Annotated in this window: 14 protein-coding genes; 13 read left to right on the top strand and 1 reads right to left on the bottom strand. The window is 61.6% G+C overall.

What is annotated here, in order from left to right; all coding sequences use genetic code 11:
• Positions 1-132 precede the first annotated feature (132 nt).
• From FHX15_RS14920 to FHX15_RS14980, 13 genes are all read left to right on the top strand, one after another.
• Positions 133-1,617, top strand: coding sequence for a sugar ABC transporter ATP-binding protein (locus FHX15_RS14920; protein ID WP_184398307.1), 1,485 nt, complete (start codon positions 133-135; stop codon positions 1,615-1,617).
• Positions 1,614-2,672 carry an ABC transporter permease gene (locus tag FHX15_RS14925; protein WP_184398309.1) on the top strand — a complete coding sequence of 353 codons (1,059 nt, stop codon included), beginning with the start codon at positions 1,614-1,616 and terminating at the stop codon, positions 2,670-2,672. The genes FHX15_RS14920 and FHX15_RS14925 overlap by 4 nt, the downstream gene beginning before the upstream one ends.
• A 112-nt stretch (positions 2,673-2,784) precedes the next feature.
• Positions 2,785-3,795, top strand: coding sequence for a sugar ABC transporter substrate-binding protein (locus tag FHX15_RS14930; protein WP_184398311.1), 1,011 nt, complete (start codon positions 2,785-2,787; stop codon positions 3,793-3,795).
• A 60-nt stretch (positions 3,796-3,855) separates the two neighbouring features.
• Entirely contained in the window at positions 3,856-5,406 is a 1,551-nt protein-coding gene (locus FHX15_RS14935; protein WP_184398313.1) for a sugar ABC transporter ATP-binding protein, read from the top strand.
• The gene (locus FHX15_RS14940) at positions 5,396-6,415 is read left to right on the top strand and encodes an ABC transporter permease (RefSeq protein WP_184398315.1); all 1,020 of its coding nucleotides are present in this window, start codon (positions 5,396-5,398) and stop codon (positions 6,413-6,415) included. Before FHX15_RS14935 ends, FHX15_RS14940 begins: the two co-directional genes overlap by 11 nt.
• Before the next feature lies 1 nt (position 6,416).
• Positions 6,417-7,394 (top strand): ABC transporter permease, encoded by a 978-nt coding sequence (locus tag FHX15_RS14945; protein ID WP_184398317.1) that lies wholly within the window; start codon positions 6,417-6,419, stop codon positions 7,392-7,394.
• Between the two features lie 32 nt (positions 7,395-7,426).
• Complete coding sequence (locus FHX15_RS14950) at positions 7,427-8,827, top strand: LLM class flavin-dependent oxidoreductase (RefSeq protein ID WP_184398319.1); 1,401 nt, start codon at positions 7,427-7,429, stop codon at positions 8,825-8,827.
• Positions 8,828-8,950: 123 nt separating this feature from the next.
• On the top strand, positions 8,951-10,561 hold the full coding sequence (locus tag FHX15_RS14955) for an ABC transporter substrate-binding protein (RefSeq protein ID WP_184398321.1): 1,611 nt from the start codon (positions 8,951-8,953) through the stop codon (positions 10,559-10,561).
• A 38-nt stretch (positions 10,562-10,599) separates the two neighbouring features.
• Entirely contained in the window at positions 10,600-11,589 is a 990-nt protein-coding gene (locus FHX15_RS14960; RefSeq protein WP_184398323.1) for an ABC transporter permease, read from the top strand.
• Positions 11,586-12,416, top strand: a complete 831-nt coding sequence (locus tag FHX15_RS14965; protein ID WP_184398326.1) for an ABC transporter permease — start codon at positions 11,586-11,588, stop codon at positions 12,414-12,416. The genes FHX15_RS14960 and FHX15_RS14965 overlap by 4 nt, the downstream gene beginning before the upstream one ends.
• Positions 12,413-13,195: an ABC transporter ATP-binding protein gene (locus tag FHX15_RS14970; RefSeq protein ID WP_184398327.1), complete on the top strand. Its 783-nt coding sequence runs from the start codon at positions 12,413-12,415 to the stop codon at positions 13,193-13,195. The genes FHX15_RS14965 and FHX15_RS14970 overlap by 4 nt, the downstream gene beginning before the upstream one ends.
• Complete coding sequence (locus tag FHX15_RS14975) at positions 13,192-13,971, top strand: ABC transporter ATP-binding protein (protein WP_184398329.1); 780 nt, start codon at positions 13,192-13,194, stop codon at positions 13,969-13,971. Before FHX15_RS14970 ends, FHX15_RS14975 begins: the two co-directional genes overlap by 4 nt.
• Positions 13,972-13,982: 11 nt before the next feature.
• Positions 13,983-15,077 carry an alanine--glyoxylate aminotransferase family protein gene (locus FHX15_RS14980; RefSeq protein ID WP_184398331.1) on the top strand — a complete coding sequence of 365 codons (1,095 nt, stop codon included), beginning with the start codon at positions 13,983-13,985 and terminating at the stop codon, positions 15,075-15,077.
• Positions 15,078-15,080: 3 nt separating this feature from the next.
• Here the strand turns inward: FHX15_RS14980 and FHX15_RS14985 are convergent, their stop codons facing one another.
• A complete protein-coding gene (locus FHX15_RS14985; protein WP_184398332.1) occupies positions 15,081-15,248 on the bottom strand; it encodes a hypothetical protein in 168 nt (55 codons plus the stop codon).
• Positions 15,249-15,321 lie beyond the last annotated feature (73 nt).

The raw sequence follows: 15,321 nt of genomic DNA on the forward strand, positions 1-15,321 counted from the left end.
ATGATCCGATTTTTGCCGGTTCAGGAGATTCTTTGTTCCCGTCGCTGGGCGACCGCGGCAAAGGCTTGCCTCGCAGTTCAGGCATCCGTCAGGCCACTATTGCGGCTCAAAAAGCAGACCCGGATATGCCCGATGCCGCTCCTTCGCGTTGACAATATTACTCGCAGTTTCGGGTCCACCCGCGCGCTTGCCGGCGCCCACTTCGCTCTCGAGCGAGGCGAAATCGTCGCACTGATGGGCGCCAATGGTGCCGGCAAATCGACGCTGGTGAAGATTGTGTCCGGCGTGTTTGCAGCTGACAGCGGCACGATCAGCCTGAACGGCCGCCCCTTCTCGCCGAAAACACCCTCCGAGGCTGCAAAGGCCGGCGTCGTCACCGTACATCAGTCGACAGATCTTGTCGGGGCGGCAGGTCTGACCGTTGCCGACGCCCTGCTGCTGCATCGCTTTGCGGAGGGTAGCACGCCCTTTTTTCTCTCCCGTGCAAGCGTGCGCCGTCAAGCGCTTGCCATGCTGGATGCCGCCGGCTTTTCGCTGCCGCTCGACAGGGATTTCGGCGATCTGAGCGCCGCAGACCGGCAGCTCGTCGCTATCGCGCGCGCGCTTGCCAATAAGGCGGAGTTGCTGATCCTCGACGAGCCGACCGCAAGCCTTTCGGCGGACGAGAGCAGGCGCCTGTTCGACATCCTGCTGCGCCTTCGGGGGCAGGGCCTTGCGATCCTCTATATCTCGCACAGGACCGCCGATCTCGACGCCATTGCCGACCGGGCACTCATCATGCGCGGCGGCCGCATCGTCGGCAGCTATAACCGGCCGATCGACTTTTCCAGCGCCATTGAGACGATGATCGGCCGCAGGCTTGAAGCAGCACGGCCGGACGCCCGCTCGACGTCGGGCTCAGCCGTTTTCGAAATGCACGGCATCCGCCTCTTGCCGTCGAGCAAGCCCTTTGACCTGTCCCTGCACGAAGGCGAGGTCGTTGCCATCACCGGCGCGCTCGGCGCCGGCAAAAGCCGTCTGCTGTCGGCGATCTTCGGCATTCACGACTGGGCTGACGGTAGGATGCAACTCGACGGCAAGCACTACAGACCGACATCGCCGGCCGAGGCGATTGCCGCCGGCGTCGCCATGGCGGCAGAGGATCGCCATCGCTCCTCGCTGATGCCCGCCGCCTGGCCCGGAAATTCACTTGCCGCCACAATCAGCCTGCCGCATCTTGCCAAATGGTATCGGAGCGGCCTGCTGTTCGGCGGCCGCGAGCGGCGCGAGGCCGAAGAGGCCATTTCCCGGCTCGGCATCAAGGCCGCCGGTCCGCTTGCTTCGATTTGGACATTGTCAGGCGGCAATCAGCAGAAGACCGTGATTGCGCGGTGGGAGGCGGAGCCAAGCCGGTTGCTGCTGCTCGACGAGCCGTTCCAGGGGGTCGATGTCGGCGCGCGCCACGATATCATCCAGGCAATCCGGGCGCGCACCGACCGCGCGACGCTGATCGCCACATCCGATCCCGAAGAGGCCTACGAGGTCGCCGACCGCATTCTTACGATCGACCACCATACCTTGATACCCGATCTTATCGGTGCCGCCTCTTCTTTATCCCAACAGGAACTTTCCGCATGACAACCCTCGATGAGGAAGCCTTGCCAACAGCAGGCTCCGCCGCACAAAACCACAGCCAGGATACCCGCGTTCCAACGCTCGGCAGCTTTCTGCGCGCCGGCGCGGTATTCATCCTGCTCGGGGTGATGATGATCGGCTTCGCCATCGCCGAACCGGCCTTCATCAATATCGGCAATCTGATGAGCATCCTGCAGGCCGTCTCGGTCGTTGCGATCCTCGGCGCCGGCGTGACGGTGACACTTGCCGTCGGCGGCTTTGATCTGTCGATCGGTGCGGTCGCCGCCTCCAGCGTCATGGCCGCGAGCTATGCGATGATTGTCTGGCATCTGGATGTTTTGGCCACCGTGCCGCTCGTCCTTGCCTTCGGCGCGGCGGTCGGGCTCGTTAATGCCTTCCTCATCGTGCGTCTGCGCGTGCCCGATCTGCTTGCCACGCTTGCCATGATGTTCCTGTTGTCAGGCCTGCAGCTTATTCCAACGGCCGGGCGCTCGATTTCGGCGGGTCTGGTGCTGCCCGACGGCTCCAAGGCGACCGGCACCTATGATCCGGCTTTCCTGCTGATCGGCCGCTACAGCCTGTTTGCCACCCTGCCCGTCTCCGTGGTGCTGATGGCGGTCGTTGCAATCGTCCTTTTCGTGCTGACCGAACGTACCCGCATCGGCCGCCTGCTCTTTGCGACCGGCGGCAATGAGGTAGCGACGCGACTTGCCGGTGCGTCCACGACGCGGCTGAAGACGCTCGCCTATGTCATCTCGGGAACATTGGCCGCCCTTGGCGGCATCGTGATTGCCGCCCGGGTCGGCCGCGGCGATGTTTCATCTGGAGGTTCGCTGCTGATGGACTCGGTTGCGGCCGCCCTGATCGGTTTTGCCGTTTTCAACCTGCGCCGCCCCAACGTGCTCGGTACCGTCGCCGGCGCCGTCTTCGTCGGCGTTCTGCTGAACGGCCTCACCATGCTGAACGCCCCCTATTACACCCAGGATTTCGTCAAGGGCGTTGTGCTCGTCGGAGCGCTGGCTCTGACTTATGGCCTCGGTCGTAATATCGATCGCTGATTACGATCGGGTCTTAGAAATTTCATGCGGCCGCGTTCTTTTGGAAAAACGTACCTCTTATGCCCTCAAAATCTATATAATTTACAGACTACAAAGTTGAGAGGGAATTGTTATGAATGAAGGATTTGGAGGCGGCTTCGGACGCCGCGAAATTTTGAAACTTGCCGCCGTCGCCGGTGCGACCTTTGCAGGTGCCAGCATGCTGACCGCTCCCGCCGCTAGGGCGGACGGCGAAGGGCTTTCCTTGAAAGGCAAGCGTATCGCCATCAGCGCTACCGGCACGGACCATTATTTCGATCTACAGGTCTACAATGCCCAGATCGAAGAGGTAAAGCGGCTCGGCGGCGAGCCGATCGCGGTCGATGCCGGCCGCAACGACGGCAAGCTGATCGCCCAACTTCAGACACTTGTCGCCCAAAAGCCTGATGCGCTCGTCCAGATCCTCGGCACGCTCAGCGTCATTGATCCCTGGCTCAAGAAGGCGCGTGACGCCGGCATCCCGGTTCTGACCGTAGATGTCGGCTCGACTAATTCGATCAACAACACGACGTCAGACAATTGGGGTATCGGCAAAGATCTCGCCCTGCAGCTTGTTTCCGATATCGGTGGTGAGGGGAATATCGTCGTCTTCAACGGCTTTTACGGTGTTACACCCTGCGCCATCCGCTACGATCAGCTCGTCAACGTCATCAAGTATTTCCCGAAGGTGAAGATCCTTCAGCCTGAACTGCGTGACGTCATCCCGAACACGGTTCAGGATGCCTTCACGCAGATCACCGCAATCCTCAACAAATATCCCGAGAAAGGTTCGATCAAGGCCGTCTGGTCGGCCTGGGATATTCCCCAGCTCGGCGCGACGCAGGCGATCGCCGCTGCCGGCCGCAACGAGATCCGCACCTATGGCGTCGATGGTAGCCCGGAGGTTCTCCAGCTCGTTGCGGACAAGAGCTCGCCGGCAGGCGCGGATGCTGCCCAGCAGCCCGCCGAAATCGGCCGCGTCGCAGTCCGCAACGTCGCCAAGCTGCTCGCCGGCGAGACTCTGCCGCGCGAGACCTATGTTCCGGCGCTGCTCGCCAACAAGGAAAACGTCTCCGAGATTATCAAGAAGCTCGGCATCGGTTGATATCACGGCGGACCTCGTGGCTCGCGACGCAGGGTCTGCATCTCTCTCGAAGGCGGCATCATGACTGCACCCGTCCCGACACAAGCGACCGAGGATAACGATGTGATCATTCGTTTCGATCACATCGTCAAACGCTTCGGCGGTGCCCAGGCGCTCATCGACGCATCGCTTGCCATACGCCGCGGCACCGTCCACGGCCTCGTTGGACAGAACGGGGCCGGCAAATCGACGCTGATCAAGCTGCTCGCCGGATTGCATGTCGCAGACGAGGGCACGATTGAAATCGAAGGCAAGGCCTATGATCGGCTGACGCCGCATCTCAATGAAGAACTCGGCATCCATTTCATCCATCAGGACAGGCTGCTGGTACCGACTTTCACCGTCGGTGAGGCCCTGTTCCTCGGCCGCGAAACCCGGTTTGCGAAAACGCCGTTCCTCGATCGCCGGGCGATGCAGAAGCGTGCAAGCGACCTCCTTGCCAACTATTTTGGGATCAATCTGCCGAAGCACGCCCTTATCGGCGAACTCTCGACCGCCGAAAGGCAGCTCGTCCAGATCACCCGGGCATTGCTCCACCAGCCGAAAGTCCTCGTCTTCGATGAGCCGACCGCGGCTCTGGTCCGGCGCGAGGCGGAAACTCTCTTCCGCCTGATACGTCGCCTGCGGGACGAAGGTGTCACCATCATCTACATCTCGCATTATCTCAACGAGATCGAGGAACTCTGCGATCACGTCACCGTGCTGCGCAACGGCCGGGATGTGGCGTCGCTGCCGATTGGTGAAACCTCAGCCAAGGCAATCGCCCACCTGATGATCGAGCGTGACATCGCCGAAATGTTCCCCAAGCGCCAGGTCGATCTCGGCGAAGCGATCCTGAACATCCGCGGGCTTTCAGCGCCCAACCGGTTTGACGATGTCAGTTTCAGCCTGCGGCGTGGCGAGGTGCTCGGCATCACCGGTCTGCTCGGCTCCGGCGCCAAAGACCTTATCCGCACCCTCTTCGGACTGGATCAGGCTGCCAGTGGCGCGATTGAGATCGAGGGACGAGCAGCCCGGCCCGGCAACCCCGCAAATGCGGTCGACCGCGGGCTTGCACTTATTCCGGAGGATCGCCGCGGACACGGTGTCGGCCTTGATCTTGACGTGACCGAGAACGTCACGCTCCCGAGCCTTGCCCGTTACAGCCGTTTCGGTTTCCTCAAACGCAGGCGTGAGCGCTCCGATACCGAGGACCTGATCAAACGCCTGCAGATCAAGACGGCCGGGCGTGATGCGCTCGTCCGCACGCTCTCGGGCGGAAATCAACAGAAGGTGGCAATCGCCAAGTGGCTGGGCCGTCAGTCGGAAATCTACCTGCTGGATGAGCCAACCGTCGGCGTTGATATCGGCTCGAAGGTCGAGATCTATGCGCTGATCGGCGAAATAGCCGCGCGTGGAGCGGGTGTTATCGTCCTCTCCTCCGATCTGCCGGAGCTCGTCGGCATCACGGACAGGATTCTGGTATTTTTCCGCGGCCGGCTGATCCGAGAGCTCGTTTCCTCGAAAACCACAACAGATGAAGTCCTGTCGATCTCGACCGGCGCTTCGGAAGGACTGCGCCATGTCGGCTGACGTTGATTTCGCGCCTCTTCCCCCCGCCTCCTCGGATCCTCTGCCGCAAACGAAGAGCGCAGCGGCAGTCGCGCTACTGCGCTTTGGCTCCCTGCTTGCTTTCGCGGCCATTTTGGTCGTGTTCTCGCTCACGGCGCCTTATTTCCTGTCGGTCGGCAATATCGGCAATGTTCTCGGCCAGTCGGCCATCTCGGGTGTATTGGCGATCGGCCTGACGGTCGTGCTCATCGCCGGTGGATCGAATGTCGTCGCCGGCGGCATAGATCTGTCTCTGGCTGCCAATATGGGCCTGAGTGCTGCAGCCTATGCCACGCTCATCCAGCTCGGCTATAGCGACGCGACAGCGGCGGCTGCAGCATTGCTGACCGGCCTTGCGATCGGTGCCGTCAACGCTGTCGCCGTGGTGCTCGCGGGGATCGTGCCGCTGCTTGCTACGCTTGCCGTCATGAATGTGGTCGCCGGCCTGGAACTGGTCCTGACGCAAAATACGGTCGTACCAGCCTCCACCGATTTTCTGACGGCTGTTTCAGCCTCCGATCGTTTTGGCATTCCCACTCTCGCCTATATACTGATCGGCTTTACGGCAGCTGCCAGCGCGATCGTGCAATATACGCCGGTCGGGCTCAGGCTCTATGCCGTCGGTGAGTTTCCCGACGCGGCCCGCGCTGCCGGCCTGCCGCTCAAGCGACTGCTTGCCAGCGCCTTCATCGCCAGCGGCCTTTGCGGCGGTTTTGCCGGGATCCTCTCGGTCTCCTATCTGAGCGGCAGCACGACCGGCTCGGGCGAAGCACTCCTGCCGGTCGTCGTCATAGCGTTGCTCGGCTCGGTTTTTTCGCGGCGACTGGTTCCGACCGTTCCAGGGACGCTGATATCGGCGCTGTTCGTCGGCTTTCTCACCAACGGCTTCCAGCTCCTGAACCTGCCGAGCACGCTCGTCAGCGGCGTGCAGGGCCTCCTCATTCTGATCGTCGTATCGGCCACGACATTGCTGCGCAAGCGGGAGATCTGACATGTCCGCCTCGAGTTCAGCCGAACGTTCGTTTGCCGGGTTCGCACGCTTTGGACTGATCATAGCGCTCATCGTGGTTTTCTCTGTCTTCTCCATCCTGGCGCCGACATTCCTGACAGCGGGGAACCTGCAAAGCATTCTCGTCAACAATTTCACGCTGCTTGCCATCGTCTCGATCGCCATGACCTTCGCGGTTTCCGCAGGCGGCATCGATCTTTCAGTCGGCACAGCCGTCGATTTTGCAAGCTTTGCCTTCGTCTCCCTCGTGCTGGCAGGCCAGCCGGTGTCGCTCGCGCTGATAGGCGGGCTCGCGGCCGGTGCGCTGGTCGGCGCCTTCAACGCTTTTCTCGTGTCGGTAATCGGCGTCGCACCGTTCCTGGCAACACTCGGCACCCTGTTTATCGGCCGAAGCGTCCAGCAATTGCTGACCAATGGCGGCAACCCGGTTTATCTTCCGCCCTCGGGCGTACCGGAGGCCTTTCGCTTTCTCGGTCATGGCACGATTGCCAACGTGCCGGTGCCGCTGGTGATCGCCGCCATCGTCATCGCGGGCGCAACCGCAGTCTTCGCCTGGACCCGGTTCGGGCGCGTAGTGGTCTCGATCGGCATCCAGCCGAGCGTCGTGCGCTATTCCGGCGTTGGCCTCGGCGCGCCTGTTGCCGCCACCTTCATTCTCGCCGGGGTGATTGCCGCGATTGCCGGTCTCATCCTGACGGCGACGGTGACCGTCTACATCCCCTCCTCCGGCAATGCGTTCCTGCTGAACGCAATCGGCGCAACCTTCATCGGCACCACGCTGTCACGGCTCGGTCGGCCGAATGTGCTTGGCACTGTTGTCGGCGTGCTGCTGCTTAGCATTGTTGCCAACGGCCTGTTGCTGACAGGCCTGAACTTTTACTGGCAACAGGTCGGCACCGGCACGCTCATCTTCGCCGTCCTCGCCTTCAGCTTCATCAACAGGAAAACCGTCGGCGCTTGAACCGCACTCGCCGACAACGCAGGAAGAATGACATGACCCGTGAAATCAGGCTTAACGCCTTCGATATGAATTGCGTCGGACATCAGTCGCCGGGGCTATGGCGGCATCCGCGCGACAAATCCTGGACGTACAAGGATCTGGATTACTGGGTGCATCTGGCAAAGACGTTGGAGCGCGGCAAGTTCGACGGTCTCTTCATCGCCGACGTGCTCGGCGTCTACGACGTGCTGAACGGCAATGTCGATGCAGCGCTTCGCCATTCGGCGCAGGTGCCGGTCAATGATCCGCTGCAGTTGATCCCAACCATGGCCTATGAGACCGAACATCTTGGCTTCGGGCTGACAGCCTCGCTCTCCTTCGAACACCCTTATACTTTTGCCCGGCGCATCTCGACGCTCGACCACCTGACTAAGGGGCGCGTCGGCTGGAACATCGTCACCTCCTATCTCAACAGCGGCGCGCTCAATATCGGCCAGGCCGCGCAGACCAACCACGACGACCGCTACGACCTCGCCGACGAATATCTCGAGGTCTGCTACAAGCTCTGGGAGGGAAGCTGGGAGGACGATGCCGTCGTGCGCGACCGCGAAAGCGGCATCTTCACCCATCCAGATAAGGTCCATCCGATCAATCATTCCGGCAAATATTTCACCGTTCCCGGCATTCACTTGAGCGAGCCCTCGCCGCAGCGCACCCCGGTGCTCTATCAGGCAGGCGCCTCCAGCCGCGGCAAGGATTTTGCCGGCGCACATGCCGAATGCATCTTCGTCGCAGCCCCCTCCAAGGCGGTATTGAAGCGCTATGTCGCCAATGTCCGTCAGGCGGCCGAGCGGCTCGGTCGCAATCCGCGCGAAATCCTCGCCTTCAACCTGCAGACCGTCGTCCTCGGCGAGACCGATGCCGAGGCGCAGCGCAAGTTCAACGAATATCGCCGATACGCTTCCTTCGAGGGTGCGCTGACGCTGATATCAGGCTGGACCGGTATCGATTTCGGCCAGTTCGGCCCGGACGAGGTTCTGCGCCACCGCTATACGAATGCCGTGCAATCGGCTGTCGAAACCTTCACCACCATCGATCCGGATAAGGAATGGACCGTGCGGGAAATGGCCGATTGGGTGGGCGTCGGCGGTTTCGGCCCTGTTTTCGTCGGCTCGCCGTCGACAGTCGCCGATCTGATGCAGGAATGGGTCGAGGATACCGATGTCGACGGTTTCAACCTTGCCTATGCGGTCACACCCGAGAGCTTCGAAGACACCGTCGACCTGCTGGTACCGGAACTGCAGAAGCGCGGCGTCTACAAGACCGAATACCGGCAGGGTACGCTACGCGAAAAGCTTGGTGGCGCGGGACCGCGGCTGGTTGCACCGCATCCGGGAGCGTCCTATCGCAACCTCGGCATTGACGCGCCGCGGCTCGTTGTCGGCAGCCGCTGAAAAATAATGGCTGGGTGACAAAAAATGTCTCGCCTGGCCAGCCTGTTCGAATTTAATTCCTGTCACAATTAACGTTTCAACTCAAATATAGATCGTTGAATTTCTTGGTTATCAGGAGGGGGCATGACTATTGCAGGTATCTCTCGGCGCGGCCTGCTGAAGGGCACGGCGCTGCTTCTCGCAACGACGGCCTCGTCGCGGATTGTGCTGGCGCAGGACGCACCAGCCGGCGGGCGCCTGATTGTTGCAGCTGATTCCGAGCCGAAGAACCTCAATCCCGCCATCGTTGCCTCGAACGGCGTCTTCTTCATCGCGAGCAAAGTGATAGAGCCACTCGCGGAGGCCTCGTACGAAGGCTCTGATGGTCTGGCGCCACGTCTTGCCACGTCCTGGGAAGGCTCGGCCGACGGGCTCTCCGTCACGTTCAAGCTGCGCGACAACGCCACCTGGCATGACGGCAAGCCATTCACCTCGGCCGACGTCGCCTTCTCGGCCCTCAACGTCTGGAAACCGCTCCAGAACCTCGGCCGCCTGGTCTTCGCCAATCTGCAGGCGGTCGACACGCCCGACGACCACACGGCGATCTTTCGCTTCTCGAAGCCAACACCCTTCCAACTCATCCGAAATGCGCTTCCGGCTTGCACCAGCGTCGTTCCCAAGCATATTTTTGAAGGCAGCGATATTGCCAAGAATCCGGCCAATAACGCGCTGGTCGGCACTGGCCCCTTCAAGTTCGCCGAATACAAGCCCGGCGAATATTACCGGCTGACGCGTAACGAGAATTACTGGCAGAAGGGCGAGCCTAAGCTGAACGAAATTGTCTACCGCGTGCTGCCTGATCGTGAATCGGCGGGTGCTGCGCTCGAAGCCGAGGAAATCCATCTCGCCGCCTTCTCAGCCGTACCGCTTGCCGATCTCGACCGCATCTCCAAGGTTGACGGTATCAAGGTGATCTCCAAGGGTTATGAGGCGCTCACCTATCAGCTCGTCATCGAGATCAATCATCGCCGCAAAGAACTGTCCGATCTTCGGGTCCGTCAGGCGATTGCCCATGCGATCGATAAGAAGTTCGTCGTCGACACGATCTTCCTCGGCTATGCGACGGAATCCACCGGCCCTGTTCCTAAGAATTCGAAAGAATTCTACACGGCCGATGTCGCCAACTATAATTTCGACGTGAAGGCGGCAAACGAGCTGCTGGACCAAGGCGGCTATACCAAGGGGCCCGACGGCAATCGGTTCCAGCTCAAGCTGCGACCGGCACCCTATTTCAACGAGACGCGGCAGTTCGGCGATTATCTGCGCCAGGCGCTCGCAGCCGTCGGCATCGATGCGGTCATTGTCAATGCCGATGCGGCTGCCCATCAGAAGGCCGTCTATACCGACCACGACTTCGATATTGCAGTCGGTCCGCCGGTCTTCCGTGGCGATCCAGCCATCTCGACCACCATTCTCGTCCAGTCCGGAACGCCTGACGGCGTGCCCTTCTCTAACCAGGGCGGCTACGTCAGCGCCGAACTCGACAAGATCATCGCACAGGCAGCAGTGACCGTGGATAGCGCCGCGCGCACCGACCTCTATTACAAGTTCCAGCAGCTTGTGGTGGCCGAACTGCCTTTGATCAATGTCGCCGAATGGGGCTTCATCACGGTTGCCCGTGATACAGTGCTGAACGTATCCGACAATCCGCGCTGGGCGGTTTCGAACTGGAGCGATACCGCGCTGCAATTGTGATAGGGTCGACGCGCAATTGCTGCAGGGGCCTCGTCGGCGTGAAACGTACACTTCTCCTCCTGAGACGCAGGATCATCACCAGCATTCCGGTGCTGCTGATCGTCGTGATCTTCAGTTTTTTCCTGCTGGAATCCGCCTCCGGCGACGCGGCCGATGCCTATCTCGGTTCAATCGGTGGCGGTGATGCGGCACTGATCAAGTCACTGCGGGAGAGCTACGGGCTCGACCAGTCGGTCTTTGCCCGCCTCTGGCTCTACCTCTCCTCACTCGGTCGCCTCGACCTCGGCTGGTCGGTGGCCTTCAATCGTCCGGTGCGCGATCTGATTGCCGAGAGGCTTCCCAACACGCTTCTCTTGATGGGAAGTGCGGCAGCACTTTCCTTCGGGCTCGGTTCGTCGCTCGGCATTCTCGCCGGCGCGAAGCCGCGAAGCCTTCGGGACCGTTTTCTGTCGATCGGCTCCCTGATCGTCTATGCCATCCCAAGCTTCTGGCTGGGGCTCGTGCTCAGCATCCTTTTTTCGGTCAAGCTGCGCTGGCTGCCGATCGCGGGCATCGAGACCATCGCCTCCGGCAAGTCAGGCCTGTCACGCACGCTCGATATTGCACAGCATCTGGCCCTGCCGGTCGGCACTCTCGCCTGCATCTATCTGGCGCTGTTTCTGCGTGTCATGCGCGCCGGCATGGCGCAAGCCTGGAAGCTTGATTTCGTCCTGTTTGCGAGATCGAAGGGCCTGTCGCGCAGCCGCATCGTACTTCGGCATGTGGCGCGCAATGCGCTACTGCCGCTCGTCACCATGCTCGGCCTGCAGGCCGCCGCGATGCTTGGCGGTAGCGTGGTTATCGAAAGCGTCTTTGCCATTCCGGGATTTGGCCGGCTGGCGCAGGAGGCGGTCAACGGTCGCGACGCGCCGCTCCTGATGGGCATCATCCTTACCAGCGCCATCTTAGTCATCTGCGTGAATTTCCTCGTCGATCTCGTCTACGCTGCCCTTGATCCACGCATCGGCGCATCGGAGGGCCGTGTATGACCCTGCTGCGCCGTCTCCTCACAACCCCGGAAGGTTCGATTGGGCTTATCATCCTTGCAGCCCTTCTTGCCACCGGTTTGCTGGCGCCGGTTCTTTCGCCGGGAGATCCGCTGCGGATTGCCGGGCGGGCGATGCTGATGCCGTTTACCGATGCGGACCTGCCACTCGGCACCGACAGGCTCGGGCGGGATGTGCTTGCCGGCCTGCTCTATGGTGCGCGGACGTCGTTGGCTGTCGGCATTGCTGCAGCTTTCTCCGCAATGGTGCTTGGGCTTGTTGTCGGCATGGCTGCCGGTTTTGCGGGCGGCATCATCGACGAAGCTCTGATGCGCATCGTCGATGCTTTCCAGATCGTCCCGGGCTTTCTGCTGGCGCTCGCCTTTGTCAGCATTATCGGAGTATCGGTACCCGTCATCGTCTTTGCCATTGCGCTCGGAGCCTGGGCTGATCCCGCGCGGCTGACGCGGGCGCAGGTCCTGTCCATCCGCGAACGGGATTATGTGGCTTCCGCACGCGTGATCGGCATGCATCCGGCCGAGATCGCCTTTAAGGAAATCCTTCCAAATGCCCTGCCGCCCGTGCTGGCGCTATCGGCCACAATCGTTGCCGGCGCAATCCTCACGGAAGCAGCACTATCCTTCCTCGGTCTCGGCAATCCCAATCTCGCCACCTGGGGCTCGATGATCGCCGAAGGCCGCAGCGTGCTGCGCTCGGCCGCCTATCTCTCCGTACTCCCCGGTCTGGCCTTGGCCATCACCGTGCTTGGCGTTCACCTTTTCAGCGAAGGACTGACCAAGGCGCTCGATGGCAACGGAGGCGTGCGGTGACCGCTCTCTTCTGCAGCATCAAGGGGCTTTCGGTCCGTTATGGGTGGGAAACAGCGCTAGATTCCATCGACCTCGATCTCATCGTGGGCGAGAGGGTGGCAATCATCGGCGAAAGCGGATCCGGCAAAAGTACGCTTGCCCGGGCGCTCGCTGGCCTTCTACCGGAGGAGGCAAGGATCGAAGGCAAGATAAGCTGGCCGGCGCTTGGCCATGCTCCGGCTCCCGGCCGTGATTTCGGTTTCGTTTTTCAGGACCCCGGCACCAGCTTCAATCCAGTGCTGACGATCGGCGAGCAGGTCGCGGAGGGCCCCCGCCAACACCTGGGCCTCGGCTGGCGACAGGCCTTTGCCCGCGCTGAGGAACTGCTGGAGCGCGTAGGCTTACCACAGCCGAAAAACCTCATGCACGCCTTCCCGCACCAGCTCTCAGGTGGCCAGCGGCAGCGCGTGGCGATTGCGGCAGCGATTGCGGCCAGACCCGCCCTGCTCATCGCCGATGAGGCAACCAGTGCGCTCGATGTCGTGGTTCAGGCCGAGATCGTCGGACTTCTCGACAGCCTAGTGCGCGAGGAAGGCATGACGCTGCTCTTCATTACCCATGATATCGCGCTCGCCTCCGGCTTCGTCGATCGCCTCGCCGTCTTCCGCAGCGGAAAGTTGGTCGAAGCCGGCGCCGTTCACTCGGTGCTATCATCGCCAGCCAATAGCTATACCGCCGCCCTGATCGCCAGCCATCGCGATCTCTCCACGCCACCAATGATTACCGGGAGGGCGTCATGACCGAGCTCCTGACGGTAGATACATTGTCCAAGGCCTACTCCGGCTCCGGGCGGCAGGTCACGGCTCTCGACAGTGTTTCCCTGACAATCGCAGCCGGCGAAACCTTGGGCTTGGTTGGAGCGTCGGGCAGCGGAAAATCGACACTGTCGCGCGCCCTTCTACGTCTGCTTGAGCCTGATTCCGGCTCCATCCGTTTCGAAGGGCAAGACTGGTTGGCACTTCACGGAGCCGAGCTGCGGCGCAAGCGCGCGCGCATGCAAATGGTGTTTCAGGATCCACTCGCCGCCTTCAACCCTCTTGCCTCGGTCGCCTCAGTTCTCGACGACCCGCTGCGGATCCACGCCATTGCTGTGCGAAAGCAGCGGCCAGCCGAAATTGCCACCCTGCTGGAACGCGTCGGTCTTCCCTCTGCCTTCGCCTCCCGACCCGTCCGCACGTTATCTGGAGGCCAAAGACAGCGCGTCGCCATTGCCCGCGCCATCGCGACACGGCCTTCACTGCTGGTATTGGACGAAGCCGTTTCGGCACTCGACGTGACGGTTCGAGGCCGCATTCTCGAATTGCTCATCAAGTTGCAGCGCGAGCGCGGCCTTGCCTATCTCTTCATATCGCATGACCTCGCGGTGGTACGCGCAATTTCGCATCGCATCGCGGTCATGGATGCCGGTCGCATCGTCGAGGATGGGCCGTCGGCGGATGTCGTCAATGCGCCGCGATCAGATGCGGCGCGCCGGCTCATCGCGGCTGTGCCGCGGCTTGTAACCGAACCCGTTTGAAGGAGCTGCCCATGACCGAAGTCGCCTGGAATCCGCTCTATGGTGTCCCAGTCTATCCGGCAGAACGCTACGCCAGTCTCGCCCACCGCATCGGCAGGCTCCTGCGCACGGATAACGACGTTCTGCTGGTGCAGGCGGAGGCCGTAGTGGCGCTCGAGGCCGTTGCGACCAGCCTTGCACGACCAGGCCTTTCGGCGCTGAACGTGGTCACGAGCCCCTATGGCAGCTGGTTTGGACAATGGTTGCGGCGCGGTGGCGCCAACGTCATCGATATTGTCGCTCAGCCAGGCCGGCCGATCGAGGCCGTGGCGGTCGCCGTCGCGTTGGATGCCAATCCCAATGTCCGCGCGCTGGCGCTCGTCCATGCGGAATCGGCAAGCGGTATTCTCAATCCGCTGCCCGAGATCATTGCTCTCGCAAAGGCGCGCGGCATTGTCACGATAGTCGACGCCGTTGCCTCCGTCGGCGGCCATCCGCTCGAAGTCGATGCGCTGGGCATCGACATCGCCGTGATCGGCCCACAGAAAGCGCTCGGCGGACCGGCCGGCGTTTCCGCTCTGTCAGTCGGCCAGAATGCCTGGGAGCTGATCCTCCATGACGATGCTCCCCATAATTCCATCCTGGCGCTGGCTGATCTGAAGACCTGGGCGGATGCCGGTCGCGACGCCTTGCCGGGAACGCCGGCGCCGCTGGAACTTTTTGCGCTGGAAGCTGCCCTCGACCGCGTCGAGGCAGAAGGCCTCGGACAGGTCCTCGCTCGCCATGAGAAAGCCGCTTTTGCAAGTCGGGCCGGCCTTACAGCGCTGGGCGCTAATCTTTGGGTGCCGGCCGAGCAGGGATCGAACCTTGTGACGACGGTGTCCCTACCGTCGGGAATGGAAGCCACGCCTATCATTGGCTTTGCAGCAAGGCTGGGCGTCGAATTCACACCCGGTGTGGGGACAGGTTCATCTCATCTCGTGCGTATCAACCACACAGGTGCGCGGGCGACCTTCCAAGCCGTGCTCGCAAATATCGTGGCCTATGGCGCTGCACTTCGCCAAGCCGGTCTCCCGGCCGATATAGGCACCGCATCGGAAGCGGTCGCGAATGCGTACAGCGACTGACCGTCAATACCAGGAGAGCGGGGTGGGCTGCCAGAAGAAGAGTTCTTCCTCGCGCAGGCTGCGCAAGCGGCTTTCAGCGTCTGCCACCGTGGCGGCGGTGGGTATCTCGAAAGCTCGTTGCGCGTCGCCTCGGAAAAGCTTCGCAAGGAATGTTCTGAATGCCGTAAACATACGCCACCTCCTAGAGAACCTCGGTGGTGATCTTCGCATGGTTCTGCCGGTCGCGATACATTGTCTACAAAAC

Source organism: Rhizobium sp. BK650, assembly GCF_014195325.1.
Lineage (GTDB): Bacteria > Pseudomonadota > Alphaproteobacteria > Rhizobiales > Rhizobiaceae > Rhizobium.

Bases quoted from the DNA above. Each gene is read 5' to 3' on its own strand.
- FHX15_RS14965 (WP_184398326.1), top strand. From the start codon at position 11,586: ATGACCCTGCTGCGCCGTCTCCTCACAACCCCGGAAGGTTCGATTGGG.
- FHX15_RS14955 (WP_184398321.1), top strand. From the start codon at position 8,951: ATGACTATTGCAGGTATCTCTCGGCGCGGCCTGCTGAAGGGCACGGCG.
- FHX15_RS14925 (WP_184398309.1), top strand. From the start codon at position 1,614: ATGACAACCCTCGATGAGGAAGCCTTGCCAACAGCAGGCTCCGCCGCA.
- FHX15_RS14950 (WP_184398319.1), top strand. From the start codon at position 7,427: ATGACCCGTGAAATCAGGCTTAACGCCTTCGATATGAATTGCGTCGGA.
- FHX15_RS14930 (WP_184398311.1), top strand. From the start codon at position 2,785: ATGAATGAAGGATTTGGAGGCGGCTTCGGACGCCGCGAAATTTTGAAA.
- FHX15_RS14920 (WP_184398307.1), top strand. From the start codon at position 133: ATGCCGCTCCTTCGCGTTGACAATATTACTCGCAGTTTCGGGTCCACC.
- FHX15_RS14935 (WP_184398313.1), top strand. From the start codon at position 3,856: ATGACTGCACCCGTCCCGACACAAGCGACCGAGGATAACGATGTGATC.
- FHX15_RS14975 (WP_184398329.1), top strand. From the start codon at position 13,192: ATGACCGAGCTCCTGACGGTAGATACATTGTCCAAGGCCTACTCCGGC.
- FHX15_RS14980 (WP_184398331.1), top strand. From the start codon at position 13,983: ATGACCGAAGTCGCCTGGAATCCGCTCTATGGTGTCCCAGTCTATCCG.
- FHX15_RS14945 (WP_184398317.1), top strand. From the start codon at position 6,417: ATGTCCGCCTCGAGTTCAGCCGAACGTTCGTTTGCCGGGTTCGCACGC.
- FHX15_RS14985 (WP_184398332.1), bottom strand. From the start codon at position 15,248: ATGTTTACGGCATTCAGAACATTCCTTGCGAAGCTTTTCCGAGGCGAC.
- FHX15_RS14940 (WP_184398315.1), top strand. From the start codon at position 5,396: ATGTCGGCTGACGTTGATTTCGCGCCTCTTCCCCCCGCCTCCTCGGAT.